Raw genomic sequence first — 21,767 nt, 5'->3', positions numbered from 1 at the left:
GGTTGCAAACAAGGGAGGCCGCTCCGCGAGGGGCGGCCTTTTTTGTGGCTTAAGGGTGCGATGTCGGCTCTGACGGCGCGGCAGTGCGGCGGCGGTCGGCGCGCGCGGCGGCAGCGGCGGCCGGATTGAGGCTCCCCGCGTCGGTGCTGCGCGCCTCGCCGGAGCGCGCATCGAGCATGGCGGCGGCGTCGTTCAGCGCGCTCGCCTCGCTGGCGCTGACTCCGCCGACGCCATCATCGGGGGCCGAACCGCAGGCGGCAAGGCTCATCAGGGCGGCGATTGCGGCTGAGCGGCGCGTGAAGGCCATGGATGTTCCGTCCAATAAAAAAGGGCCGCTCCGTGACCGGCGCGACCCTTTTCCTAAATTCATTTCCGCTGCCGGAAATTACATCGCGTTCGCGGCGTTGTTCGTCGCGTTGGCGGCCGCATTGCCGGCGTTCGAAGCGGCGTTGACCGCAGCGTTCATGGCGTTGTCGGCAGCGTTCGACGCATTTTCAGCGGCGTTGGCAGCGTTGTTCGCAGCATTTTCATGGCCACCCGAGCAAGCGGCGAGGCCGAGCGAAGCGGCGAGAACGAGCGAAAGAGCAATCGATTTGGTCATGGGCAAAACCCCTCTCTGAGAATAAAATGGTGCAGACAACTCTCGGAGAAAAAGTTCACCCCCCATTGCGCCTGCGGTATGATTCCTAATGCTTTGGACTCGGCAAGGCAATCCCATTCATGCGCAAGCCGGATGCAAACCCCCACGAGGCGGGATTTAGGGACCCGATCGCCTGGGCCATTGACGCATATAAAGATTTCTTTATATGATTGGGCATGAACGCGGCGATCGATATTTTCAGGGCATTGGCCGACCCGACCCGGCTGCGCATCGTCCATCTTTTGCGGGCGATGGAGCTGGCCGTGGGCGAAATCGCGCAGGTGGCGGGGCAAAGTCAGCCGCGCGTGTCGCGCCATGTGCGCATTCTGGCCGAAGCGGGACTGGTGGAGCGCCGCAAGGAAGGGAACTGGGTGTTCCTGCGTCTGGCGCGCACCGCCGGGGTTGCGCCGTTCCTCGCGCTGCTCGACCAGTTGCGCCCCAGTCCCAGCGAAAGATTATGGCAGGAGGCCGATCTGGCGCGACTGGCGGCGGTGCGCGCCGATCGCGCGCGGGCGGCCGAAAGCTATTTCGCCGAACATGCGGAGGAATGGGACGCGATCCGCTCGCTGCACGTTGCCGAAGCCGATGTCGAAGCGGCCATGACCGCGCTGCTGACCAGTGAACCGATCGGCCAGATGCTGGATATCGGCACCGGCACCGGGCGGATGATCGAATTGTTCGGCCCGGCCGCCGATCATGTGACGGCGCTCGATCGCAGCCCCGACATGCTGCGGCTGGCGCGTGCAAAGCTGCCCGAGGATGCGACCGGCAAATATGCGCTGACGCTCGGCGATTTCAGCGATCTGCCACTGGAGACGGAGAGCAGCGACACGATCCTGCTGCATCAGGTGCTCCATTATGCGCAGGCGCCCGAGCTGGTGATCGCGGAGGCTGCGCGCGTGGCGCGGATCGGCGGTCGCGTGCTGATCGCCGACTTCGCACCGCATGAGCGGGAGGAATTGCGGGTGCGCGACCAGCATTCGCGGCTTGGCTTTTCCGACGATCAGATACAGGGCTGGTTCGCGCGGGCGGGGCTGGATCTGGAACGGGTGGAATCCCTGCCCGGACAGGAATTGACGGTGCAATTATGGCTCGGGCGTCGGCGCGGCGCGCGGATATTGCGACATGAAGAACGGATTTCAGCATGACTTCGACCAGTTTTTCCGCCGATGAAGCGCGGTGCGCCCTCGATGCGCCGCTCTATGCCGATCTGGCCGGTGACCTGAACGTCAGCTTTGAATTTTTCCCGCCCAAGACGGAGAAGATGGAGGAGCAGCTGTGGTCCGCGATCGAGACGCTCAGCCCGCTGGCCCCCAAATTCGTGTCCGTCACCTATGGCGCGGGCGGGACGACGCGCGAGCGCACGCATAATACGGTGGCGCGGATCGCCAAGGAAACGCCGCTGGCGGCGGCCGCGCACCTGACCTGCGTCGCGGCGAGCAAGGCGGAGATCGATGAGGTGGCCGACGCCTATTGGGAGGCGGGCGTACGCCATATCGTCGCCCTGCGCGGCGACCCGCCGGTGGCGGGCGCGAAGTTCGAGCCGCATCCGCAAGGCTATCAGGGCGCGGCCGAACTGGTGGGCGGGTTGCTCAAGCGGCACCCGTTCGAGATTTCGGTCGCGGCCTATCCCGAAACCCATCCCGACGCGCTGAGTGCGCAGAGCGACATCGATAATCTCAAGCGCAAGATCGATGCGGGCGCGACGCGGGCGATCACGCAATTCTTCTTCACGCCCGACGCCTTTTTCCGCTTCCGCGATACGGTCGCGGCGGCGGGGATCGATGCGGACATCATCCCCGGCATCATGCCGGTCAGCAATTTCGCCGCGGTCCAGCGCATGTCGGCGATGTGCAATACGCAGGTGCCAAGCTGGATGGGCCGGCTGTTCGAAGGGCTGGACGAAAAGCCCGCCGCGCGCCAGCTCGTGTCGGCGACGCTGGCGGCCGAACTGTGCCGCAGGCTCTATGCGGGCGGTGTGCGCGACTTTCATTTCTACACGCTCAACCGGGCCGAGCTGAGCTATGCGATATGCCATCTGCTGGGGCTGCGGCCGCCGGTGAGCGCGCCCGAACTGGAGATAATCGCATGACCGCCGAAGAACAGTTCCGCAAAATCGCCGCCGAAAAGATCATGGTGTTCGACGGCGGCTATGGCACGTCGATCCAGAAATATGGGCTGACCGAGGCCGATTATCGCGGCTCGCTCGATCTGGCGAAGGATCAGAAGGGCAATAACGACCTGCTGTGCCTGACCCGCCCGGATATCGTGGAGGCGATCCACACCGCCTATCTGGATGCGGGCGCGGACATGATCGAGACCAACAGCTTCTCCTCGACCAAAATCGCGATGGCCGATTATGGCGCGGAGCATCTGGTGCGTGAGCTGAACATCGCCGCCGCGCATATCGCGCGCAAATGCTGTGATGCGGCCACCGCGAAAGACGGCCAGCCGCGCTTCGTCGCCGGGTCGATCGGGCCGACGAACAAGACGCTCAGCATTTCGCCCGACGTCAACGATCCGGCCTTTCGCGAGGTCGATTATGATGCGCTCAAGGCCGATTATCGCGAGCAATGCGACGCGCTGATCGAGGGCGGGGTGGATTTCCTGCTGGTCGAAACCTGCTTCGACACGCTGAACGCCAAGGCGGCAGGCATGGCCGCGCGCGAGGCCGAGGCGGCGGCGGGACGACCCGTGCCGCTGATGCTGAGCTTTACCATCACCGATATGTCGGGTCGCAACCTGTCGGGTCACACGATCAACGCCTTTTGGTATTCGCTGCGGCATTTGAAGCCGCTGACGATCGGCGTGAACTGCGCGTTCGGGGCGGATTTGCTGCGGCCCTATCTCAGCGAATTGTCGAAAAATGCCGATACGCTGATCCTGGCCTATCCCAATGCCGGGCTGCCCAACGAACTGGGCCAATATGACGAGCTGCCCGAAACCACCGCGAGCCTGATCCGGCAGTGGGTGGACGAGGGGCTGGTCAATATGGTCGGCGGCTGTTGCGGCACGACCCCTGCGCATATCGGCGCGGTGGCGAAGGCGCTGGCGGGGCATAAGCCGCGCATTGTGCCGGAACTGCCTGTGGTGACGCGGCTGGCGGGGCTGGAGCCGATGCACATCGCGGCGTGAATCATACATCCGTCATTCCCGCGAAGGCGGGAAACGCAGTACGGCGAAGCCAATCCATCCCCGGCCTTCTCCCCCCGGTGCTATGTTGGGAGATGGATCCCCGCCTGCGCGGGGATGACGAAAAGAAGAGAAATAGGGAATGACCAAGACCTCGACCGCCACCTTCGTCAATATCGGCGAGCGCACCAACGTCACCGGCTCCGCCAAGTTCAAGAAGCTCATCATGGCGGGCGACTATGCCACCGCGATCGACATCGCGCGCGAACAGGTCGAAAATGGCGCGCAGATCGTCGACGTCAACATGGACGAAGGGCTGCTCGACGCGGTCGAGGCGATGACGACCTTCCTCAAGCTGATGACCGCCGAACCGGACATCAGCCGCGTGCCGGTAATGATCGACTCCTCGAAATGGGAGGTGATCGAGGCGGGCCTCAAATGCGTGTCGGGCAAGCCGATCGTCAATTCGATCAGCATGAAGGAAGGCGAGGAAGCCTTTCTGTTCCATGCCCGCAAATGCATGGCCTATGGCGCGGCGGCGGTCATCATGGCGTTCGATGAGACCGGCCAGGCCGATACGAAAGAGCGCAAGGTCGAGATTTGCGAGCGCGCCTACAAGCTGCTGATGACGATCGGCTTTCCGCCCGAGGACATCATCTTCGACCCCAATATCTTTGCCGTCGCCACCGGGATCGAAGAGCATAATAATTACGGCATGGACTTCATCGAGGCATGCCGCGAGATCAAGGCGCGCTGCCCGCATGTCCATATTTCGGGCGGCCTTTCCAATTTCAGCTTCTCGTTCCGGGGCAACGAGCCGGTGCGCCGGGCGATGCACAGCGTCTTTCTCTATCATGCCATCCCGGCGGGGCTGGACATGGCGATCGTCAATGCGGGGCAACTCGACGTCTATGACGCGATCGATCCGGCGCTGCGCAAGGCGTGCGAGGATGTGCTGCTGAACAGCGATCCGGAAGCCGGCGACCGGCTCGTCGCGCTGGCCGAAAGCTTCAAGGGCACCGATGCGGCGACGGAAAAGGCGGCGCAGGAATGGCGTAGCTGGCCGGTCGCCAAGCGGCTGGAACATGCGCTGGTCAAGGGCATCGACATGTATGTGGTCGACGATACCGAGGAAGCGCGCCTCGCCGCCGTCAAGCCGATCGAGGTGATCGAAGGGCCGCTGATGGATGGCATGAACGTGGTCGGCGACCTGTTCGGCGCAGGCAAGATGTTCCTGCCCCAAGTCGTCAAATCCGCGCGGGTCATGAAGAAGGCGGTCGCGCATCTGCTGCCCTATATCGAGGCGGCAAAGGAACCGGGCGCGAAGGGCAAGGGCCGGATCGTCATGGCGACGGTCAAGGGCGATGTCCATGATATCGGCAAGAATATCGTCGGCGTCGTGCTCCAGTGCAACGGCTTCGAAGTGATCGACATGGGCGTGATGGTGCCCTGGCAGGACATCATCAAGGTCGCGAACGAGAATGACGCGGACATGATCGGCCTGAGCGGCCTCATCACCCCCTCGCTGGACGAGATGGTGACGGTCGCGGTCGAAATGCAGCGGGCCAATATGACGATGCCGCTGCTGATCGGCGGGGCGACGACATCGCGCGTGCATACGGCATTGCGCATCGACCCGGCCTTTACCGGGCCGGTCGTGCATGTGCTCGACGCCAGCCGCGCCGTGGGCGTGGCGACGGCGCTGGTCTCCGAGACGCAGAAAACCGACTTCGTGCAAAAAACGAAGGATGATTATGAGCATGTCCGCGTCGCCCGCGCCAACAAGGGACAGAGCGCGCTGGTCAGCATCGAGGATGCGCGCGCCAATGCGTTCGAGATCGACGAGAGCCTGAAGGCGCCAAGGCCGCGCTTGCCCGGCGTGCATCGTTTTCCCGACTGGGATCTGAAGGACCTGCGGGAGTATATCGACTGGACGCCCTTCTTCCGCGCATGGGAGCTGGCGGGCAATTATCCCGCGATCCTGGAGGACCCGGTCGTCGGCGAAAGCGCGCGCAGCCTGTTCGGCGATGCGCAGGCGATGCTGGACCGTATCATTGACGAAAAATGGCTGACCGCGCGCGGCGTGGCAGGGCTGTGGCCGTGTCGTCGCGAGGATGATGACATCATCGTCCATGTCGAGGATGAAAAGCATGTCCGCCTGCCGATGCTGCGCCAGCAGATCGCCAAGCGGGAGGGACGGGCCAATATGTGCCTCGCCGACTTCATCAGCCATGATGGCGACTGGATGGGCGGGTTCGCCGTGTCGATCCACGGCATCGAACCGCATCTGGCGAAGTTCAAGGCGGCGATCGATGACTATTCGGACATACTTCTCAAAGCGCTCGCCGATCGTCTCGCGGAGGCCTTTGCCGAGCGGCTGCACCATTATGTCCGCACCGCGCTGTGGGGCTATGCCGAAGGGGAGCAGCTGACCAACGAGGCGCTCATCAAGGAACAATATCGCGGCATCCGCCCGGCGCCGGGCTATCCGGCCTGCCCGGAGCATAGCCTCAAGCCGATCCTGTTCGACATGCTCGACGCGCATCACGCCACCGGCGCGACGCTGACCGAAAGCTTCGCCATGCTGCCGACGGCGGCGGTCAGCGGTTTCTATTTCGGCCATCCCCAGGCCGAATATTTCGGCGTGGCGCGGGTCGGGCGTGACCAGCTTGCAGATTATGCGCAGCGGCGCGGCATCGATCTCGACACGGCGGAGCGCTATTTGCGGCCGAATTTGGATTAAGCGATACGATATCTGGATATATATTCATTCCGGATAAGAAATAACGGATGTAAAAAACAATCATCTTCAATATGACCCCCTGAAATAAGGGGGAATTTGCATGTCCGGATTGAACAAGTTGGCGGGTTGCTTGGCGATGCTGGCGCTTTTGTCAGGCTGTGCCGTTCCGTTGAATGAATTGCGCCATAGCGGCGGTTATCCGGGCAAGCTCATGGACAAGCGGCTGTTCGATGCGTCGGGATCGAAGCAGTTGCAGTTGCTGCGAAGCACCATAATTATCGCATTGGCTTCACGCGTCGGACTGGCAACGGTCAAAGATGGCAAAGAAGCGGATGCTTTCCTGGATTATATCGTCAGCGCGACGCGCGAGGTCAATTATCTCGCCGCCCACATATATGATGTCAAAGACAGCAATGGACAGGTGCTGACGGATCGCTGCACGACCATTCCCACTGCGGCGCAGACATGCAATGCCCATGCCGCGCTATTTGAGGCCGATGTCCCTCAGATGGAATATAAGATCGTCCGGCTGGTCGTTGCGGCACTGCCCCAACGGCAGGCGGCCGACTTCCTCAAAGCCGCCAGCAGCGGTGACATGTTAAGCGCGGCCTGGAAATTTCTCCGTCTTGTCAGCGCGTCGCTCGACGGCGCGCATCGCGGCGCGGCAGCCTATCGCTCGACGCAGGAAATCCTCGCGCTTGTCCTTGCCAACGACCAGGACGCCGCGGGCAACAGCAAGTGCAAAAACAACGCCAGGCCCGATTCGATCAATACCGTGGAAGACGCGGTATCCTGTCTGGGTCTTTCGCCGACCAATATTTTCAAGAATCCCGGCGAGGTCACGAATTGGCCCAAGAGCGTTCCCGCGAACGCGTTCGACGCCCTGTTCGGCATGATGCGCATATCCTGCGGCTTGTTGCCGATGGACCTGACGCTCGATGGCACGAACAAGGCAGACGGCACGACGATACTGACGAACAGGCGCAATCTGTGCCTTTCCCTTAAATTCCAGCCGGCCCGTCGTTTCGGGGGATTTTCCATGCCGGCCGCACCGGCCGCCCCTAATATGATACCCTAGGGCATTTTCGAAGCAGATGGATCATCTGCTGGCTCGGAAATGCGGAAAACAAAAGACAAACAGAGCATGATCCGACTCAATCCGATCGGATCATGCTCTAGCCGACAATATTGGGACAATATTCGGCCCGGATGCGAGGGCTGGCCGCGTTAACTTTGGTCTCCATTATGTCCCATGCTGGGGCATGCTGTCGTTAACCATTTCCTGTCATTGGCGCTTGCATTCAAAGCGCCTAGTTTACCGCCATGCGCTTATTATCCACCCTTCTCCTGCTGTCCGCCGCCGTCACCGCCACGGCGCTGGCGCAGAGCCGTCCCGCGCCATTTACGGTCGCGGAAACGGATAAGGCCTATGGTTCGCTGAGCGACGCCATCGGCGCGATCGGCGGCGGGAAGGGCACGGTCGTCATCGCGCCCGGCACCTATCGCCAATGCGCGGTGCAGGGCGAGGGCGACGTGACTGTGAAGGCGGCCACGCCCGGCACCGTGATCCTCGACGGCGTGGTATGCGAGGGCAAGGCGGCGCTGGTGCTGCGTGGCCGGTGGAGCAGGATCGACGGGATCATCTTCCAGAATCTGCGCGTGCCCGACGGCAATGGCGCGGGCATCCGGCTGGAGGGCGGCAATCTGGCCGTAGTCAACAGCCTGTTCCGCAACAGCGAGGAAGGGATATTGAGCGGCGACAATCCGGGCGGCGCGGTGACGATCGACAAATCGACCTTCCGGCATCTGGGGCGCTGCGACCGTGATCTGGATTGCGCCCATGGCGTCTATATCGGCCGTTATGGCAGCCTGACGGTGACGCGGTCGCGCTTCGACCAGGGCGATGGCGGCCATTATCTCAAGACCCGCACGCCCCGCGTGACCATCGCCGACAATAGTTTCGATGACAGCGCCGGGACGCTCACCAACTATATGATCGACCTGTCCAACGGCGCGAGCGGCGTCATTCGCGGCAACGAGATGGTGCAGGGCAAGAACAAAGATAATTGGAGCGCCTTCATCACCGTCGCGCCGGAAGGCCGCGAGAATGACAGCGCCGGCCTCGCGATCGATGGCAATAGCGCGGGCTTCGTGCCGGGGCTGGAGCGCAACAGCAGCTTCGTCGCGAATTTCACCGACGATGCGGTGCGGATCGGCCAGAACAGGCTGGCGTCGGGGATCAAGGTTACGGACCGGCGCTGACAGCCTTGCCCGATCGGGCGGATTGGCCGATAAACGCGCGATGCGCACGACCTATCATGACGCGACCGTCCGCCTGTATCATCTGAGCGATGCCGATGGCGGCGGGGCGGCGACGACGATCTTTTACGGATCGCTGGACGAAGCGATGCGGATTGCCGCGCAGCAGCCGGAGGATGTGCAGGACGGGCTGTTCCTCGCGACCGACAATGACGTCGTGGCCTATATCGATCTGCTCGAAAGCTAACTGTCGGTAAAGCCGAACGGCGCGCGGGTGCGGCGGTTGTCGTCGGGCAGCATTTCGCGGCCGATCGGGGGGGCGGAGCGGGCGAGACAGGCGCTGCGGTGGCACAGGCGGCAGGTGACGCCGATCGGCGTGGGGGTCGAGGGCGCGGCGTCCTGCGCATAGACGAGGCGATGGGCATGCTCGGCCGCACAGCATAGCGCGACGGCGCGATCCACTCTCGGCGCCCCCCAGCCGCCCCCGCCCGCCGTGACGGTGCGCGCGATCGAGAAGAAGCGCTCGCCATCGGGCAGTTCGAGCCACTGGGTCACGACCTCACGCGGGGTTTCGAACACGCGATGCACCGACCAGAGCGGGCAGGATCCGCCATGACGGGCGAACGGGAAGCCCGCGCCGTCCAGCCGTTTGCTGACATTGCCGGCGGGATCGACGCGCAGGAAGAAGAAGGGCACCCGTTCCTGCCCCGGCTTTTGAAGGGTGGTGAGGCGATGGGCGGTCTGTTCGAAACTGGTGCCGAACTGGCGGGCGAGCGCTTCGACATCGTAGCGGCGTGCTTCCACGGCCTTGGCGAAGGCGGTGTAGGGCATCAGGATCGCGGCGGCGGCGTAGCTGGCGAGCGCGCGTCGGGCTAGGCGGCGGCCGCTTTCGCTGAATTGCCCGTCCTTCAGGATCGCATCGACGCTCTTGCGCATGTCGAGATAGGCGATCTGGAGCGCGAGCTGGAATTGCGCGCTGGCGCTGTCGAGCGTGTCGTCCAGCAGCACCGCGTCGCGATGGCGGTCGAGCCGCCGCATCGACCCGCCCATGACGTCGGTGGGCAAGCGGCGGACGCGCAGATTATGCCGGGCCTTGAGCCACGCGGCGAGGCCGCCAAGCTGGTCGGCTTCCGCCGCGAGCTTTTCCGCCTCATCATCCAGCATCGGAAAGCTGTTGCGCCGGGCGGCGAGAAAGCGGCGCGATTCGGCGACCGGATCGGCGACGTCCTGCGCTTCGACCTCCCGCCCGACGCCTTTGTCGGCGAGGGCCAGATGCTCCTCATGATAGCTGGTGTACAGCCGCAACAGCGCCTCGGTGATGCCGGGATAATTGACCGCCACGTCGCCGGTGGCGAGCGTGGGGAGGTCGATATCCGCGAACATCGGGTCCTTCAGCACCGCCTGCAACCGCGCGGTCTGTTCCGCGCCGCCATCGCCCGCGACCTCCGCCATGTCGAGCTTGTAGGTGCGCGCGAGCCGCAGCAGCATGTCGGCGGTCAGCGGCCGCTGGTTCCGTTCGAGTAGCGCGACATAGGAGGCGGAGATTTCGAGATCGACCGCCATGTCCGATTGAGTGAGGCCCAGCTCGCGCCGCAGCCGCCGCAAGCGCGGCCCCATATAAACCGGGCGATCCTTGGCCATCAACGCGACTCCTGTGCAGACTTTACAACTTTACAGCAGAATTTTGTAAAGATCGACAACTGAACTTCATCGGGCCTGCCGCACCGCACAAAGGCCGCTTAGGACGGGGCATCCATCCTTTCCGGGGAATCACCATGACGTACCAGAATGAAATCGCGAAAGCCGGCAGCCTGATCGGTGGCCAGACCAGCTGGGGCGGGATCGAAGCCGAAGCGGTCGCGCGTATGCGCTTGCAGAACCGTTTCCACACCGGCCTAGACATTGCCCGCTACACCGCTGGCATCATGCGCCGCGACATGGCCGCTTATGACGCGAACCCCGCCGATTACACGCAGTCGCTCGGCTGCTGGCACGGCTTCATCGGTCAGCAGAAGCTGATCAGCATCAAGAAGCATTTCGGCACGACCAAGGGCAAATATCTGTACCTGTCGGGCTGGATGGTTGCGGCGCTGCGCAGCGACTTCGGCCCGCTGCCCGACCAGTCGATGCACGAAAAGACCAGCGTTCCCGCGCTGATCGAGGAACTCTACACCTTCCTCAAGCAGGCTGACGCCCGCGAACTGGGCATGATGTTCCGCGATCTGGACCATGCGCGCGAAACCGGCAACGAGATGGAAATCGCGCGGCTGACGCATGCGATCGACAATTATGAGACGCATGTCGTTCCGATCATCGCCGACATCGACGCCGGTTTCGGCAATGCCGAAGCGACCTATCTGCTCGCCAAGAAGATGATCGAGGCTGGCGCCTGCGCGCTCCAGATCGAAAATCAGGTTTCGGACGAAAAGCAGTGCGGCCATCAGGACGGCAAGGTCACGGTGCCGCATGAGGACTTCCTCGCGAAGATCCGCGCCTGCCGTTACGCCTTCCTCGAAATGGGCGTCGATGACGGCATCATCGTCAGCCGCACCGACTCGCTGGGCGCTGGCCTGACCAAGCAGATCGCTTTCTCCAAGGAAGCGGGCGACATCGGCGACCAGTATAACAGCTTTCTCGATTGCGACGAGATCGACCTCACCCAGATCGGCAATGGCGACGTCGTCATCAGCCGTGAGGGCAAGCTGCTGCGTCCCAAGCGCCTGCCCAGCAACCTGTTCCAGTTCCGCCCGGAAACCGGCGCGGACCGCTGCGTCCTCGACTGCATCACCTCGCTCCAGAACGGCGCGGACCTGCTGTGGATCGAGACCGAGAAGCCGCATATCGAACAGATCGCGTCGATGGTCGATCGCATCCGCGAAGTCGTGCCAAACGCCAAGCTCGTCTATAATAATTCGCCGAGCTTCAACTGGACGCTGAACTTCCGTCAGCAGGTGTTCGACGCCTGGGCCGCCGCGGGCAAGGATGTCAGCGCCTATGACCGGGCGAAGCTGATGAGCGCCGATTATGACGCGACCGACCTTGGCGCAGAGGCCGATGAAAAGATCCGCACCTTCCAGCGCGACGCCGCTGCGCGGGCGGGCATCTTCCATCACCTCATCACGCTGCCGACCTATCACACGGCGGCGCTGAGCACCGACAATCTCGCCAAAGAATATTTCGGCGACGCCGGTATGCTGGGCTATGTCGAGGGCGTGCAGCGCAAGGAAATCCGCCAGGGTATCGCTTGCGTCAAGCATCAGAACATGAGCGGAAGCGACATTGGCGATGACCATAAGGAATATTTCGCCAAGGAAGCCGCGCTCAAGGCTGGCGGCGCGCACAACACGATGAACCAGTTCGCGGCCTGAACCTTCGATCGAGAAAGGAAGACAAGATGACCGAACCTACTCGCAGTCGCGCGGTCTTTTCGACCGAGGATTTCACCCTGATCCGCACCGCGGTCGGCGACTATCTGCAAAAGGTGAAGGACTCGCCGGAATCGGTGAAGTACGCCAACCTTTATCACCGGCTTGGACGCCTGCGCTAATTCGTCCGATCCGTTGATAAGAAGCCCGTCGCTCGATCTCGATGCGGCGGGCTTCGTCATTTTCATAAGCTGGACTTATGATGCGGTGCGGGTTTCGCCTTTGGCCGCGCGGCGTTGACGGTTAAAGGCGAGCGACCGATCAGGGGAAACGCCATGGCCTACACGCTCGTCACCGCGAACCGCAATTATTCGAGCTGGTCGTTGCGCCCATGGGTGCTGATGAAGGCGCTCGGTATTCCCTTTACCGACCGGATCGAGCCGTTTGCGCGGGCGACCAACTATGCCGCCTTCCGCGCTTTTTCGCCGACCGGGCAGGTGCCGGTGCTGATCGACGGCGAGCGGACGCTGTGGGATTCGCTGGGGATCGTCCTGTATCTCGCCGATCGGCATGACGGCGTCTGGCCCAGGGACGAGACCGCTCGCGCCTTTGCCCAGTGCGCGGCGGCGGAAATGCACAGCGGCTTTGCGACGTTGCGCAACGATTGCCCGATGAATGTGGGCGTGCGGGTAGAAACGCATCTGCCATCGGCGGCGCTGGGGCGTGACATTGCGCGGCTTGCCGAACTGTGGGGCGAGGGGTTGAGCCGGTTCGGCGGGGCGTTTCTCGCCGGGGATGCCTTCACTGCCGTTGATGCCTTTTTCGCGCCGGTGGCGTTCCGCGTGCGGACCTATGGTCTCGATGTCGGGCCGGTGGCGCGGCAATGGGTGGATCACATGCTGGCGCTGCCCGCGATGCTGGAGTGGGAGGCCGCCGCGCTCGCCGAGACCTGGCGCGAGGAAAGCCACGAGGCGGATGTCGGCGCGGCCGGGCGGATCGTCGCGGATCATCGCGCCGTCTGACAGGCGGGGCAGCGCAAAATTTGGGGTCATTGCCCCTTTCGCGCCGGGCTGACTGGGGCTAGGGGGAAAGGATCATGACCAAGCCCCGCACCCTTTACGAAAAAATCTGGGACGCGCACATCGTCGAGCGCCGCCCGGACGGCACCTGCCTCATCTATATCGACCGCCATCTCGTGCATGAGGTGACGAGTCCGCAAGCGTTCGAGGGGCTTAGGCTTGCGGGGCGCAAGGTGCGCCGGCCCGACCTGACGCTGGCGGTGCCGGATCATAATCTGCCGACGACGCCGCGCCGCGACAGTGCGGGCCAGCGCATCCCCATCGCCGACAGGGAAAGCGCGCAGCAGCTTGCCGCGCTGGAGCGCAACGCGCCCGAATTCGGCGTGCGCCTGATCGGTGATGCCGACCCGGAACAGGGCATCGTCCATGTCGTCGGGCCGGAACAGGGCTTCACCCTGCCGGGCACGACTTTGGTGTGCGGCGATAGTCATACCAGCTCGCACGGCGCGCTGGGGTCGCTGGCGTTCGGCATCGGCACCAGCGAGGTCGAGCATGTGCTGGCGACGCAGACGCTGCTGCTCAAACAATCCAAAACGATGGAAGTGCGGGTCGAGGGCGAACTCGGCTTCGGCGTGACGGCCAAGGATGTGGCGCTGGCGATCTGCGGCCTGATCGGCACGGCGGGCGGCACCGGCTATGTCATGGAATATCGGGGATCGACTTTCGAGGCGATGTCGATCGAGGGGCGGCTGACCGTCGCCAACATGTCGATCGAAGCGGGCGCGCGTTCCGGCCTGTTCGCCCCCGACGAGACGACCTTCGCCTATCTCAAGGGCCGGCCGATGGCGCCCAAGGGTGCGGAATGGGACGCGGCGGTCGCCTATTGGCGGACGCTGACGACCGACGAGGGCGCGGCGTTCGACAAGAGCGTGTTCATCGACGCCGCCACCATCGTGCCCAACGTCACCTGGGGCACCAGCCCCGAGGATGTCGTGCCCGTGACCGGCATCGTTCCCGATCCCGACAGTTTCGCCGACGCGTCCAAGCGCGCCGCCGCGGCCAAGTCGCTCGACTATATGGGCCTGACCGCCGGACAGCGGATGCAGGATGTGGCGGTCGAACATATTTTCATCGGCAGTTGCACCAACAGCCGGATCGAGGATTTGCGCGCCGCCGCCGCCGTGCTGCGCGGCCACCATGTCGCGGCCGGGATCAAGCAGGCGATGGTCGTGCCGGGATCGGGCCTCGTCAAGCGACAGGCCGAAGCCGAGGGACTGGACCGGGTCTTTACCGACGCCGGTTTCGAATGGCGCGAGCCGGGCTGTTCGGCCTGTCTTGGCATGAACCCGGACAAGGTGCCGGCGGGCGAGCGCTGCGCATCGACCAGCAACCGCAATTTCATGGGGCGGCAAGGCCCCGGATCGCGCACCCATCTGGTGTCGCCCGCGATGGCTGCGGCAGCGGCGCTGACCGGACGACTGACCGATGTGCGTGAACTGATGAGCCGGCAAGAGGGACTGCTCGCATGAAGAAGGTGTTCTGGGTGCTGGCGCTGGGCGCGCTGGCGAGCGCGGCGATGGCGGCGGGGCTGGGCCGTGCGGCCGACACGGCCCGCGCCGATTCCACCCGCCCGGAGACGAAGCGGACTCATTGATGGACAGACTGACAACAATCGACGGCCCGGCCTATCCGTTCGGGATGAAGAATGTCGACACCGACATCGTCATCCCGTCGCACTGGCTCAAGACCATTTCGCGTTCCGGCCTTGGCAAGGGCGCGTTCGAGGTGCTGCGCAAGGAGCCGGGCAACGTCTTTGACGATCCCGCCTATGCCGGTAGCCCGATCCTGATCGCGGGCGATAATTTCGGCTGCGGGTCGAGCCGGGAACATGCCGCCTGGGCGCTGCTCGACCTTGGCATCAAGGTGGTGATCGCGCCGAGCTTTTCGGATATTTTCTCCGGTAACGCGTTCAAGAACGGCATATTGACGGTCGTGCTGCCGCAGGAGGCGATCGACCGGCTGATGGAGGTCGCGAAGAGCGATCCGCTCCATATCGATCTGGAACAGCAGACGGTGACGACGCAGTTTCAGGATCGTTTCAGCTTCGAGATCGACCCTTTTCGCAAACATTGCCTGTTGGGCGGACTGGACGAAATCGGCCTGACGCTGGATCAGGCGGGCGACATCGACGTCTATGAGGCGCGTGCGGGGCGGGAACAGCCGTGGCTTGTCCCGGCCGTTGCGTAAGCGCACCGATTCTCTTATCTTCGAACATGAAGTTCGGCTTCCAACAGGGTTAGACGCATGACGACATTTGACGACCGCGAGCGCGCTTTCGAGAATATGTTCGCGCACGATCAGGAAATGCAGTTCCGCATCCAGGCGCGGCGCAACCGCCTGCTGGGCGAATGGGCCGCGGGCAAGATGGGTCTGACGCCCGAGGAAACCGACGCCTATGCCAAGGCAGTCGTGCAGGCCGATTTCGAGGAATCGGGCGACGAGGACGTCATCCGCAAGCTGGTGGGCGACATGACCTCGGCCGGTCTCGACATCGACGAAGCGGGCGTGCGCGTGGCGCTGGACGAGCAGGCGGTGATCGCCCGCCGCATGTTCATCGAAGCCCAATAAGGGCGGGGAGCCAGTCACCATGCCGATGGCCGCCGATGATATCGCTGACATGATCCGCGCCGCCATCCCCGATGCGGTGGTCGAGATTACCGATCTGGCCGGTGACGGCGATCATTATGCCGCGCGCGTGACCGCCGAAAGCTTTCGCGGGCAGAGCCGGGTCGCGCAGCAGCGCGCGGTATACGCGGCGCTGGGCGGGCGGATGGGCGGGGTGCTCCATGCCTTGCAACTGACCACGGCCGTTCCCAACTAAGCAGATAATTTCGCGCCATGCCGGCGCCCGTTCGAGGATGAAAGACCATGACCGACGCCGTGCAGCAGCGGATCGCCGAAATCGTCAACGGCCATGATGTCGTGCTGTTCATGAAGGGCACGCCGCTCTTTCCGCAATGCGGCTTTTCCAGCCGCGCCATTGCGATCCTGGAGCATCTGGGCGTTGCCTATGAGACGGTCGATGTCTTGCAGGATCAGGGCGTGCGGCAGGGGATCAAGGCCTATTCCGACTGGCCGACGATCCCGCAGCTCTATGTGAAGGGCGAATTCGTCGGCGGCAGCGACATCATGATGGAAATGTATGAAGCGGGCGAACTGCACCAACTGATGACGGATCAGGGCGTCGCGGCGAACTGAACCCCGTTTCGGTTGCCATGAATGAAAGCGGTCCGGTTTCGGGCCGCTTTTTTCTTGCGTCGGATCGGAGAAATCCCGGGTGGGGGATGCGTGACGGAGACTGTCTGCATCCCCCGATAGTTAAGCGTCGGGAATAAAAGACAGGATGCAATCAGCGTGCCAGTTGTTAGAGGTGACGGGATTGCGCGGGTCTGGTGGTTAATGCGTCGCGTCGGCGGGAGTTAATTGTAAGAAATTCCGACGGTGCGGGCCGGTTAGACCACTACGATCCGGGGCAGGATCGCGTCGAGGAGCAGCATGCCCGCTGGCGAGATGGTCAGGTGCTGGTCCTGTTTTGCCAGCAGGCCATGTGCGGCCAGCTTGTCGATCTCCGCCGCGTCGACCAGCGTGGCCACAGGCAAAGCGGACAGGGCGGCAATCCGGTCGAGGTCCACGCCCTCGGCTAGCCGCAGTCCCATCAGCAGGGCCTCCCGCGCCCGATCTGCACCCGGCAGGACGTCCTCGCTCTGGAGGCCATGGCCATTGCGGGCGACCGCGCCCATCCAGTTTTCCGGCTTTTTGTGGCGCAGCGTCGCCACGCCATGACGCCTGCCATGCGCGCCCGGACCCACGCCCATATAGTCGCCATAGCGCCAATAGGTGAGGTTATGGCGGCTTTGCTGCCCCGGCCGGGCGTGATTGCTGATCTCATAGGCCGGGATGCCCGCCGCGTCGGTCATCGCCTGCGTCAGTTCATAGAGCGTCGCGCCATGATCGGGATCGGCGGGAACGAACTGGCCCTGCGCCGCCAGCGTTGCGAAGCGGGTGCCCGGCTCGATCGTCAGTTGATAGAGGGAGAGATGATCGGTGCCGAACGACAGGCCGCGCGTTAGTTCCGCTTCCCAGTCGGCTTCGTTCTGCCCTGGCAGGGCGTAGATCAAATCGAAATTGACCCGCGCGAACACCGACTGGGCGATATCGAGTGCGGCCAGTCCTTCGCGCACGTCATGGGCGCGGCCAAGGAAGTGCAAGGCCTGATCGTCCAGAGCTTGTAGCCCGAGTGACACGCGATTCACCCCGGCTGCGGCAAGATCGGCGAAGCGCGCCGCCTCGACCGAGCTGGGATTGGCCTCCAGCGTGATTTCCATGTCGGCGACGGGTAGCCAGTAGCGGGTGGCTGCCTCTATCAGCGCGGCGACGATGGCGGGCGGCATCAGCGAAGGGGTGCCGCCGCCAAAGAAGATTGAGCCGAGCGGCCGTCCGCCCGTCAGCGCGGCTTCATGGGCGAGGTCGGCCAGCAGCGCGTCGCGCCATGCCGCCATGTCGATTTCGGCCCGGACATGGCTGTTGAAATCGCAATAGGGGCATTTGCTGACGCAGAACGGCCAGTGCACATAGAGGGCGACAGGATCGGCCAGCGCCATCGATCCTTTAGAAAACCGCCGCGACCAGCTTGGCGAAGGCGTCGGCGCGATGGCTCATCGCGTGCTTGGCATCCGGGTCCATCTCGCCGAAGCTGATGGCGTGACCGAGCGGCTGGAAGATCGGATCATAGCCAAAGCCCTGGGTGCCGCGTGGCGGCCAGGTGATGATGCCGTCGACCCGGCCCTCGAACGCCTCGACATGGCCATCGGGCCAGGCGAGGGCGAGGGCGCAGACGAAATGCGCGTCGTGGCCCGCATCAGGGCCTTGTTCCTGCATCCGGTCATGCACCAGCTGCATGGCGAGGCCGAAATCCTTGGTCGGGCCAGCCCAGCGCGCGGAAAACAGGCCGGGGTCGCCGCGCAGCGCCTCGACGCTGAGGCCGCTATCGTCGGCGAGCGCGGGGAGACCGGACAGATCGGCCGCCTGCAACGCCTTTAATTCGGCATTGGCGATGAAGGTCGTGCCGGTTTCCTCCGGCTCGGGCAGGTCGAGCGCGGCGGCAGAGATCGGCTCGATGCCATAAGGGCCGAGCAAGGCGGCGATTTCGCGCACCTTGCCCGGATTATGGCTCGCAATCACCAGCTTGCCGGGGGCGAGCTTGCGGATCGCCTGTTCCTGTCCAAAATCGTCGCTCATATTGGCAACTATCTCCGTTCACTTCGAGCTTGTCGAGACGCGGTTTCAAGGAAAAGTTTCTCGACAGGCTCGAACCGAACGAAAAAGTTGTTACCGGCCTGTCGCCTTGTCCTGCGCGGCGAAGATCTTCGCGCAGCCGATGCGGGCGAGCCGCAGCAGGCGGAGCAGTTCTTCCTCGTCATAGGCGGCGCCTTCGGCGGTCGCCTGAACTTCGGCGAATTTGCCGTCGCCGGTCAGGATCAGGTTCGCGTCGGTTTGCGCATTGCTGTCCTCGGCATAGTCGAGGTCGAGGACCGGCGTGTCTTCATAAATGCCGCAGCTGATCGCCGCGACCTTCTGAATGATCGGGTCTTCCTTGAGCGCGCCGGACGCCAGCAGCTTGTCGATCGCGATGCGCAGCGCGACCCAGCTACCCGAAATCGCCGCGGTGCGGGTGCCGCCATCGGCCTGAATCACGTCGCAATCGACGACGATCTGGCGCTCGCCGAGCTTCTTCATGTCGACCACGGTGCGCAGCGAGCGGCCGATCAGACGCTGGATTTCCTGCGTGCGGCCGGATTGTTTGCCCTTCGCCGCTTCGCGCGATCCGCGCGTGTGGGTGGCGCGGGGCAGCATGCCATATTCGGCCGTGACCCAGCCCGAACCCTTGCCGCGCAGGAAAGGCGGCACTTTTTCCTCGACCGAAGCGGTGCACAGCACACGGGTATCGCCGAAGCTGACGAGGCAGCTGCCTTCGGCATGGATGGTGAAGCCAGGCTCCATGGTGATGTCGCGCATCTGGTCGGGCGCGCGGCCGGAAGGACGCATAAATTGTTACTCCGAAGCGAATGAAAAAAGCGATATGGCGGTGGGGCTTAGCGCCGGGTGCGCCGTCTTGCCAGTGCCAGCGGCGAAAAGTTCCGCTAAGGGGGACGAATGAAAGCAATAATCAGTCTTGGCATGGCCGTGCTGCTCGCGGGATGCGCGACCGGGGAGACCGAACTGGAAGCGCCGCGCGCGGCAGGCGATGTAATCCGCTTCACCGCCGGGCGCTGTTTCGGCGCCTGTCCCGCCTATACGCTGCGGGTGACGCCCGACGGGTCCGGCCTGCTGGAGCCGGAGCGTTTTACCGCCGTGCCGGGGCCGACGCGCTTCACCATCACGCGCGCGCAATATCAGCGGCTGCGCGCGGCACTGGCACCCTATCGGCCAGCCGCCGGGGTCACGAAAACGATCACGCAGGGGCAAGCGGATTGCCAGCGTTTCGCGACCGATATGCCGGGCTATTCGATCGAATGGAGCCGGGGCGCGCAAAAACCGGCGCGGCTCGATTATCAGTCGGGCTGCATGGATACGCGCCACGCGCGATTGCGCTCGACGATTCGAGCGTTGCCCGCCATGCTTGGCATCGAGGCGATGCTCAAGCCCAAGGCGGCAAGCTGAATCAGGGGAGGGATCGATGCGGTTCACCATGCAGGCGGTCGGGGTGCTTTCGGTTCTTATGGGATTGCTGTGGGTCGGTCAGGGGGCCGGCGTGATCCACTGGCCGCAATCGAGCTTCATGATCGATCAGCGCCCGTGGACCTGGCGCGGAGCGCTGCTTTGCGGTCTGGGCTTGGCGATGGTCTTCGTCGCAAGGCGCGCAAGGCGTTGAGCGGGCGCGTGAAGCTGCCTACATTCCAGCGATGATGCCGACCACACCGATATCCGAACTCAACGATCGCGCGCGGGACGTTTTTCGCGTCGTCGTGGAGAATTATCTCGGCACCGGGCAGCCGGTGGGGTCGCGCACGATCAGCAAGATCGCGGCGCTCAGCCTGTCGCCCGCGTCGATCCGCAATGTGATGCAGGATCTGGAGGAGCTGGGCCTGCTCGCCGCGCCGCATACATCGGCCGGGCGGATGCCGACCGAAACGGGGCTGCGCCTGTTCGTGGACGGCATGATGCAGGCGGCGCAGCCCTCCGCCGAAGAACGCCGCGCGATCGAGGCGGGTATCGGCACGGCGGGCGAGGGCGGCGGGCCGATCGAGGAAGCGCTGTCAGCCGCGACCGCCGCGCTATCGGGTTTGTCGGCCTGCGCCGGGATCGTCATGGTGCCCAAGCGCGAGCCGTTGTTGCGGCAATTCGGCTTCGTGCCGCTGAACGGGGCGCAGGCGCTGGCGGTGCTGGTTGGGCAGGATGGCTCGGTCGAAAATCGGGTGATCGATCTGCCGCAGGGCGTCACGATGTCGATGCTGACCGAAGCGGCCAACTTCATGTCGGCGCGCTTTGCCGGGCTGACGCTGGGGCAGGCGGGCGAGTTTTTGCGGCGCGAACTTGAGGCGGAGCAGAGCGCATTGCAGGGCGCGGCGCGCGAACTGGTGGAGCGGGGCATCGCGATCTGGTCGCGCGACGCCGACGACCGCGCCGTCCTGATCGTGCGGGGGCAGGCCAATCTGATCGATGATGGCACTGTCGCCGATCTGGAGCGGGTGCGGCAATTGCTGGAACAACTGGAGGGCAAGCAGGAAATCGCCCGGCTGCTGGAAAGCGCGCTGGCGGGCAGTGCGACCAAAATCTTCATCGGCTCGGAAAACAAGCTCTTTTCCCTGTCGGGTTCTTCGGTCATAGCCGCGCCCTACCGTGGCGGGGACGGGCAGGTGGTCGGCGTCGTCGGCGTGATCGGCCCGACCCGCTTGAACTATGCCCGCGTGATCCCCATGGTGGATTTCACCGCCCAGACGCTATCGAGATTGATGAGATGAGCGAAGACAAGAATATCGAAAACACCGAAATCGTGGATGAATTGCCGGAGGATACGGCGCCTGCGGCCGATGGCCCCGGCGAGCGGATCACGGCGCTGGAAGCCGAGCTGGCGACGGCGAAGCAGGACATTCTCTACGCCCATGCCGATACGCAGAATGTGCGCCGCCGGCTGGAAAAGGAACTGGCCGACGCCCGTGCCTATGCCGCGACGAGCTTCGCCCGCGACATGCTGTCGATCGCGGACAATCTGTCCCGCGCGCTGGCGGCCATCCCCGCCGAGTTGCGGGAGGACGACAAGTTCAAGGGGCTGGTCGTCGGCCTCGAAGCGACCGGCCGCGAACTGGACAGCGTGTTCGGGCGCAACGGCATTCAGAAAATCGAATCGGTCGGCCAGCCGCTCGATCCCAACAAGCATCAGGCGATGATGGAAGTGCCCTCCGCCGATGCCCAGCCGGGCACGATCCTGGTGGAGATGCAGGCGGGCTATATGATCAAGGACCGGCTGTTGCGGCCCGCGATGGTCAGCGTGGCGAAGGCGCCGGAATAAGCAAGGCTGTGTCTTCCCCGGCCGTTGGTAGCGGTCGGGG

Annotated in this window: 26 protein-coding genes; 20 read left to right on the top strand and 6 right to left on the bottom strand. The window is 63.8% G+C overall.

The genetic code is table 11. The annotated features are described in order from the left end of the window. Nucleotides 1–49: 49 nt before the first annotated feature. Together ACODSN_RS04480 and ACODSN_RS04475 are read right to left on the bottom strand one after the other, a co-directional pair. The gene (locus ACODSN_RS04480) at nt 50–307 is read right to left on the bottom strand and encodes a hypothetical protein (RefSeq protein WP_489053472.1); all 258 of its coding nucleotides are present in this window, start codon (nt 305–307) and stop codon (nt 50–52) included. A gap of 78 nt (nt 308–385) precedes the next feature. Beyond that, nucleotides 386–601 (bottom strand): circumsporozoite protein, encoded by a 216-nt coding sequence (locus tag ACODSN_RS04475; RefSeq protein WP_489053470.1) that lies wholly within the window; start codon nt 599–601, stop codon nt 386–388. A gap of 215 nt (nt 602–816) precedes the next feature. Between ACODSN_RS04475 and ACODSN_RS04470 the strand changes: the two genes are divergently transcribed. The 7 genes from ACODSN_RS04470 (at nt 817) to ACODSN_RS04440 (ending at nt 9,021) form a co-directional block, all read left to right on the top strand. Then, nucleotides 817–1,788, top strand: coding sequence for an ArsR/SmtB family transcription factor (locus tag ACODSN_RS04470; protein ID WP_489053469.1), 972 nt, complete (start codon nt 817–819; stop codon nt 1,786–1,788). Continuing rightward, nucleotides 1,785–2,732, top strand: coding sequence for a methylenetetrahydrofolate reductase (gene metF, locus ACODSN_RS04465; RefSeq protein ID WP_489053467.1), 948 nt, complete (start codon nt 1,785–1,787; stop codon nt 2,730–2,732). The genes ACODSN_RS04470 and metF overlap by 4 nt, the downstream gene beginning before the upstream one ends. After that, entirely contained in the window at nt 2,729–3,775 is a 1,047-nt protein-coding gene (locus ACODSN_RS04460) for a homocysteine S-methyltransferase family protein (protein ID WP_489053466.1), read from the top strand. The genes metF and ACODSN_RS04460 overlap by 4 nt, the downstream gene beginning before the upstream one ends. 139 nt (nt 3,776–3,914) lie before the next feature. Beyond that, nucleotides 3,915–6,515 carry a methionine synthase gene (metH, locus tag ACODSN_RS04455; RefSeq protein WP_489053464.1) on the top strand — a complete coding sequence of 867 codons (2,601 nt, stop codon included), beginning with the start codon at nt 3,915–3,917 and terminating at the stop codon, nt 6,513–6,515. A gap of 100 nt (nt 6,516–6,615) precedes the next feature. Continuing rightward, entirely contained in the window at nt 6,616–7,593 is a 978-nt protein-coding gene (locus ACODSN_RS04450; RefSeq protein WP_489053462.1) for a hypothetical protein, read from the top strand. 245 nt (nt 7,594–7,838) lie between these two features. Next, nucleotides 7,839–8,777, top strand: a complete 939-nt coding sequence (locus ACODSN_RS04445; RefSeq protein ID WP_489053460.1) for a right-handed parallel beta-helix repeat-containing protein — start codon at nt 7,839–7,841, stop codon at nt 8,775–8,777. Nucleotides 8,778–8,817: 40 nt separating this feature from the next. Further along, the gene (locus ACODSN_RS04440) at nt 8,818–9,021 is read left to right on the top strand and encodes a hypothetical protein (protein ID WP_489053758.1); all 204 of its coding nucleotides are present in this window, start codon (nt 8,818–8,820) and stop codon (nt 9,019–9,021) included. Here ACODSN_RS04440 and ACODSN_RS04435 read toward each other — a convergent pair. Further along, a complete protein-coding gene (locus ACODSN_RS04435) occupies nt 9,018–10,415 on the bottom strand; it encodes a helix-turn-helix domain-containing protein (RefSeq protein ID WP_489053459.1) in 1,398 nt (465 codons plus the stop codon). The genes ACODSN_RS04440 and ACODSN_RS04435 overlap by 4 nt on opposite strands. Before the next feature lie 134 nt (nt 10,416–10,549). Here ACODSN_RS04435 and ACODSN_RS04430 point away from each other — a divergent pair, with 134 nt between their 5' ends. The 9 genes from ACODSN_RS04430 (at nt 10,550) to grxD (ending at nt 16,416) form a co-directional block, all read left to right on the top strand. After that, nucleotides 10,550–12,142: an isocitrate lyase gene (locus ACODSN_RS04430; protein ID WP_489053457.1), complete on the top strand. Its 1,593-nt coding sequence runs from the start codon at nt 10,550–10,552 to the stop codon at nt 12,140–12,142. Between the two features lie 26 nt (nt 12,143–12,168). Next, a complete protein-coding gene (locus ACODSN_RS04425; RefSeq protein ID WP_489053455.1) occupies nt 12,169–12,321 on the top strand; it encodes a hypothetical protein in 153 nt (50 codons plus the stop codon). A gap of 153 nt (nt 12,322–12,474) precedes the next feature. Further along, the gene (locus tag ACODSN_RS04420) at nt 12,475–13,161 is read left to right on the top strand and encodes a glutathione S-transferase family protein (protein WP_489053453.1); all 687 of its coding nucleotides are present in this window, start codon (nt 12,475–12,477) and stop codon (nt 13,159–13,161) included. A 74-nt stretch (nt 13,162–13,235) separates the two neighbouring features. Beyond that, nucleotides 13,236–14,687 carry a 3-isopropylmalate dehydratase large subunit gene (gene leuC / locus ACODSN_RS04415; protein ID WP_489053451.1) on the top strand — a complete coding sequence of 484 codons (1,452 nt, stop codon included), beginning with the start codon at nt 13,236–13,238 and terminating at the stop codon, nt 14,685–14,687. Continuing rightward, nucleotides 14,684–14,812 carry a hypothetical protein gene (locus ACODSN_RS04410; RefSeq protein ID WP_489053449.1) on the top strand — a complete coding sequence of 43 codons (129 nt, stop codon included), beginning with the start codon at nt 14,684–14,686 and terminating at the stop codon, nt 14,810–14,812. The genes leuC and ACODSN_RS04410 overlap by 4 nt, the downstream gene beginning before the upstream one ends. Continuing rightward, nucleotides 14,812–15,405 (top strand): 3-isopropylmalate dehydratase small subunit, encoded by a 594-nt coding sequence (leuD, locus tag ACODSN_RS04405; protein ID WP_489053448.1) that lies wholly within the window; start codon nt 14,812–14,814, stop codon nt 15,403–15,405. Before ACODSN_RS04410 ends, leuD begins: the two co-directional genes overlap by 1 nt. A gap of 57 nt (nt 15,406–15,462) precedes the next feature. After that, entirely contained in the window at nt 15,463–15,786 is a 324-nt protein-coding gene (locus tag ACODSN_RS04400) for a DUF1476 domain-containing protein (protein WP_489053446.1), read from the top strand. A gap of 19 nt (nt 15,787–15,805) precedes the next feature. Further along, on the top strand, nt 15,806–16,039 hold the full coding sequence (locus ACODSN_RS04395; RefSeq protein ID WP_489053444.1) for a BolA/IbaG family iron-sulfur metabolism protein: 234 nt from the start codon (nt 15,806–15,808) through the stop codon (nt 16,037–16,039). Nucleotides 16,040–16,086: 47 nt separating this feature from the next. Then, a complete protein-coding gene (gene grxD, locus ACODSN_RS04390) occupies nt 16,087–16,416 on the top strand; it encodes a Grx4 family monothiol glutaredoxin (RefSeq protein WP_489053443.1) in 330 nt (109 codons plus the stop codon). Between the two features lie 254 nt (nt 16,417–16,670). On the opposite strand, the gene hemW is transcribed toward grxD, so the two are convergent. The 3 genes from hemW to rph form a co-directional block, all read right to left on the bottom strand. Further along, nucleotides 16,671–17,819, bottom strand: coding sequence for a radical SAM family heme chaperone HemW (gene hemW, locus ACODSN_RS04385; protein ID WP_489053441.1), 1,149 nt, complete (start codon nt 17,817–17,819; stop codon nt 16,671–16,673). Between the two features lie 7 nt (nt 17,820–17,826). Beyond that, nucleotides 17,827–18,456 carry an RdgB/HAM1 family non-canonical purine NTP pyrophosphatase gene (gene rdgB, locus ACODSN_RS04380; protein ID WP_489053440.1) on the bottom strand — a complete coding sequence of 210 codons (630 nt, stop codon included), beginning with the start codon at nt 18,454–18,456 and terminating at the stop codon, nt 17,827–17,829. 90 nt (nt 18,457–18,546) lie between these two features. Further along, nucleotides 18,547–19,263, bottom strand: a complete 717-nt coding sequence (gene rph / locus ACODSN_RS04375; protein ID WP_489053439.1) for a ribonuclease PH — start codon at nt 19,261–19,263, stop codon at nt 18,547–18,549. 108 nt (nt 19,264–19,371) lie between these two features. Between rph and ACODSN_RS04370 the strand changes: the two genes are divergently transcribed. From ACODSN_RS04370 to grpE, 4 genes are read left to right on the top strand one after another with little or no spacing between them, the layout of a single operon-like run. Continuing rightward, entirely contained in the window at nt 19,372–19,878 is a 507-nt protein-coding gene (locus ACODSN_RS04370) for a DUF6438 domain-containing protein (protein ID WP_489053437.1), read from the top strand. A 16-nt stretch (nt 19,879–19,894) separates the two neighbouring features. Continuing rightward, nucleotides 19,895–20,089, top strand: coding sequence for a hypothetical protein (locus ACODSN_RS04365; RefSeq protein WP_489053436.1), 195 nt, complete (start codon nt 19,895–19,897; stop codon nt 20,087–20,089). A gap of 34 nt (nt 20,090–20,123) precedes the next feature. After that, nucleotides 20,124–21,179, top strand: coding sequence for a heat-inducible transcriptional repressor HrcA (gene hrcA, locus ACODSN_RS04360; RefSeq protein ID WP_489053756.1), 1,056 nt, complete (start codon nt 20,124–20,126; stop codon nt 21,177–21,179). Then, nucleotides 21,176–21,727 carry a nucleotide exchange factor GrpE gene (grpE, locus tag ACODSN_RS04355; RefSeq protein WP_489053434.1) on the top strand — a complete coding sequence of 184 codons (552 nt, stop codon included), beginning with the start codon at nt 21,176–21,178 and terminating at the stop codon, nt 21,725–21,727. The genes hrcA and grpE overlap by 4 nt, the downstream gene beginning before the upstream one ends. The last annotated feature ends 40 nt before the right edge of the window (nt 21,728–21,767 follow it).

Source organism: Sphingobium sp. FG11, assembly GCF_057809915.1.
Note: the sequence above shows the minus strand (reverse complement) of the source record. Positions and strands in the feature narration are given on the sequence as shown.

What these genes read in the sequence shown, in the direction of transcription:
- ACODSN_RS04480 (WP_489053472.1), bottom strand. Translation starts at nt 307, where the DNA reads ATGGCCTTCACGCGCCGCTCAGCCGCAATCGCCGCCCTGATGAGCCTT.
- ACODSN_RS04475 (WP_489053470.1), bottom strand. Translation starts at nt 601, where the DNA reads ATGACCAAATCGATTGCTCTTTCGCTCGTTCTCGCCGCTTCGCTCGGC.
- ACODSN_RS04470 (WP_489053469.1), top strand. Translation starts at nt 817, where the DNA reads ATGAACGCGGCGATCGATATTTTCAGGGCATTGGCCGACCCGACCCGG.
- metF (WP_489053467.1), top strand. Translation starts at nt 1,785, where the DNA reads ATGACTTCGACCAGTTTTTCCGCCGATGAAGCGCGGTGCGCCCTCGAT.
- ACODSN_RS04460 (WP_489053466.1), top strand. Translation starts at nt 2,729, where the DNA reads ATGACCGCCGAAGAACAGTTCCGCAAAATCGCCGCCGAAAAGATCATG.
- metH (WP_489053464.1), top strand. Translation starts at nt 3,915, where the DNA reads ATGACCAAGACCTCGACCGCCACCTTCGTCAATATCGGCGAGCGCACC.
- ACODSN_RS04450 (WP_489053462.1), top strand. Translation starts at nt 6,616, where the DNA reads ATGTCCGGATTGAACAAGTTGGCGGGTTGCTTGGCGATGCTGGCGCTT.
- ACODSN_RS04445 (WP_489053460.1), top strand. Translation starts at nt 7,839, where the DNA reads ATGCGCTTATTATCCACCCTTCTCCTGCTGTCCGCCGCCGTCACCGCC.
- ACODSN_RS04440 (WP_489053758.1), top strand. Translation starts at nt 8,818, where the DNA reads ATGCGCACGACCTATCATGACGCGACCGTCCGCCTGTATCATCTGAGC.
- ACODSN_RS04435 (WP_489053459.1), bottom strand. Translation starts at nt 10,415, where the DNA reads ATGGCCAAGGATCGCCCGGTTTATATGGGGCCGCGCTTGCGGCGGCTG.
- ACODSN_RS04430 (WP_489053457.1), top strand. Translation starts at nt 10,550, where the DNA reads ATGACGTACCAGAATGAAATCGCGAAAGCCGGCAGCCTGATCGGTGGC.
- ACODSN_RS04425 (WP_489053455.1), top strand. Translation starts at nt 12,169, where the DNA reads ATGACCGAACCTACTCGCAGTCGCGCGGTCTTTTCGACCGAGGATTTC.
- ACODSN_RS04420 (WP_489053453.1), top strand. Translation starts at nt 12,475, where the DNA reads ATGGCCTACACGCTCGTCACCGCGAACCGCAATTATTCGAGCTGGTCG.
- leuC (WP_489053451.1), top strand. Translation starts at nt 13,236, where the DNA reads ATGACCAAGCCCCGCACCCTTTACGAAAAAATCTGGGACGCGCACATC.
- ACODSN_RS04410 (WP_489053449.1), top strand. Translation starts at nt 14,684, where the DNA reads ATGAAGAAGGTGTTCTGGGTGCTGGCGCTGGGCGCGCTGGCGAGCGCG.
- leuD (WP_489053448.1), top strand. Translation starts at nt 14,812, where the DNA reads ATGGACAGACTGACAACAATCGACGGCCCGGCCTATCCGTTCGGGATG.
- ACODSN_RS04400 (WP_489053446.1), top strand. Translation starts at nt 15,463, where the DNA reads ATGACGACATTTGACGACCGCGAGCGCGCTTTCGAGAATATGTTCGCG.
- ACODSN_RS04395 (WP_489053444.1), top strand. Translation starts at nt 15,806, where the DNA reads ATGCCGATGGCCGCCGATGATATCGCTGACATGATCCGCGCCGCCATC.
- grxD (WP_489053443.1), top strand. Translation starts at nt 16,087, where the DNA reads ATGACCGACGCCGTGCAGCAGCGGATCGCCGAAATCGTCAACGGCCAT.
- hemW (WP_489053441.1), bottom strand. Translation starts at nt 17,819, where the DNA reads ATGGCGCTGGCCGATCCTGTCGCCCTCTATGTGCACTGGCCGTTCTGC.
- rdgB (WP_489053440.1), bottom strand. Translation starts at nt 18,456, where the DNA reads ATGAGCGACGATTTTGGACAGGAACAGGCGATCCGCAAGCTCGCCCCC.
- rph (WP_489053439.1), bottom strand. Translation starts at nt 19,263, where the DNA reads ATGCGTCCTTCCGGCCGCGCGCCCGACCAGATGCGCGACATCACCATG.
- ACODSN_RS04370 (WP_489053437.1), top strand. Translation starts at nt 19,372, where the DNA reads ATGAAAGCAATAATCAGTCTTGGCATGGCCGTGCTGCTCGCGGGATGC.
- ACODSN_RS04365 (WP_489053436.1), top strand. Translation starts at nt 19,895, where the DNA reads ATGCGGTTCACCATGCAGGCGGTCGGGGTGCTTTCGGTTCTTATGGGA.
- hrcA (WP_489053756.1), top strand. Translation starts at nt 20,124, where the DNA reads ATGCCGACCACACCGATATCCGAACTCAACGATCGCGCGCGGGACGTT.
- grpE (WP_489053434.1), top strand. Translation starts at nt 21,176, where the DNA reads ATGAGCGAAGACAAGAATATCGAAAACACCGAAATCGTGGATGAATTG.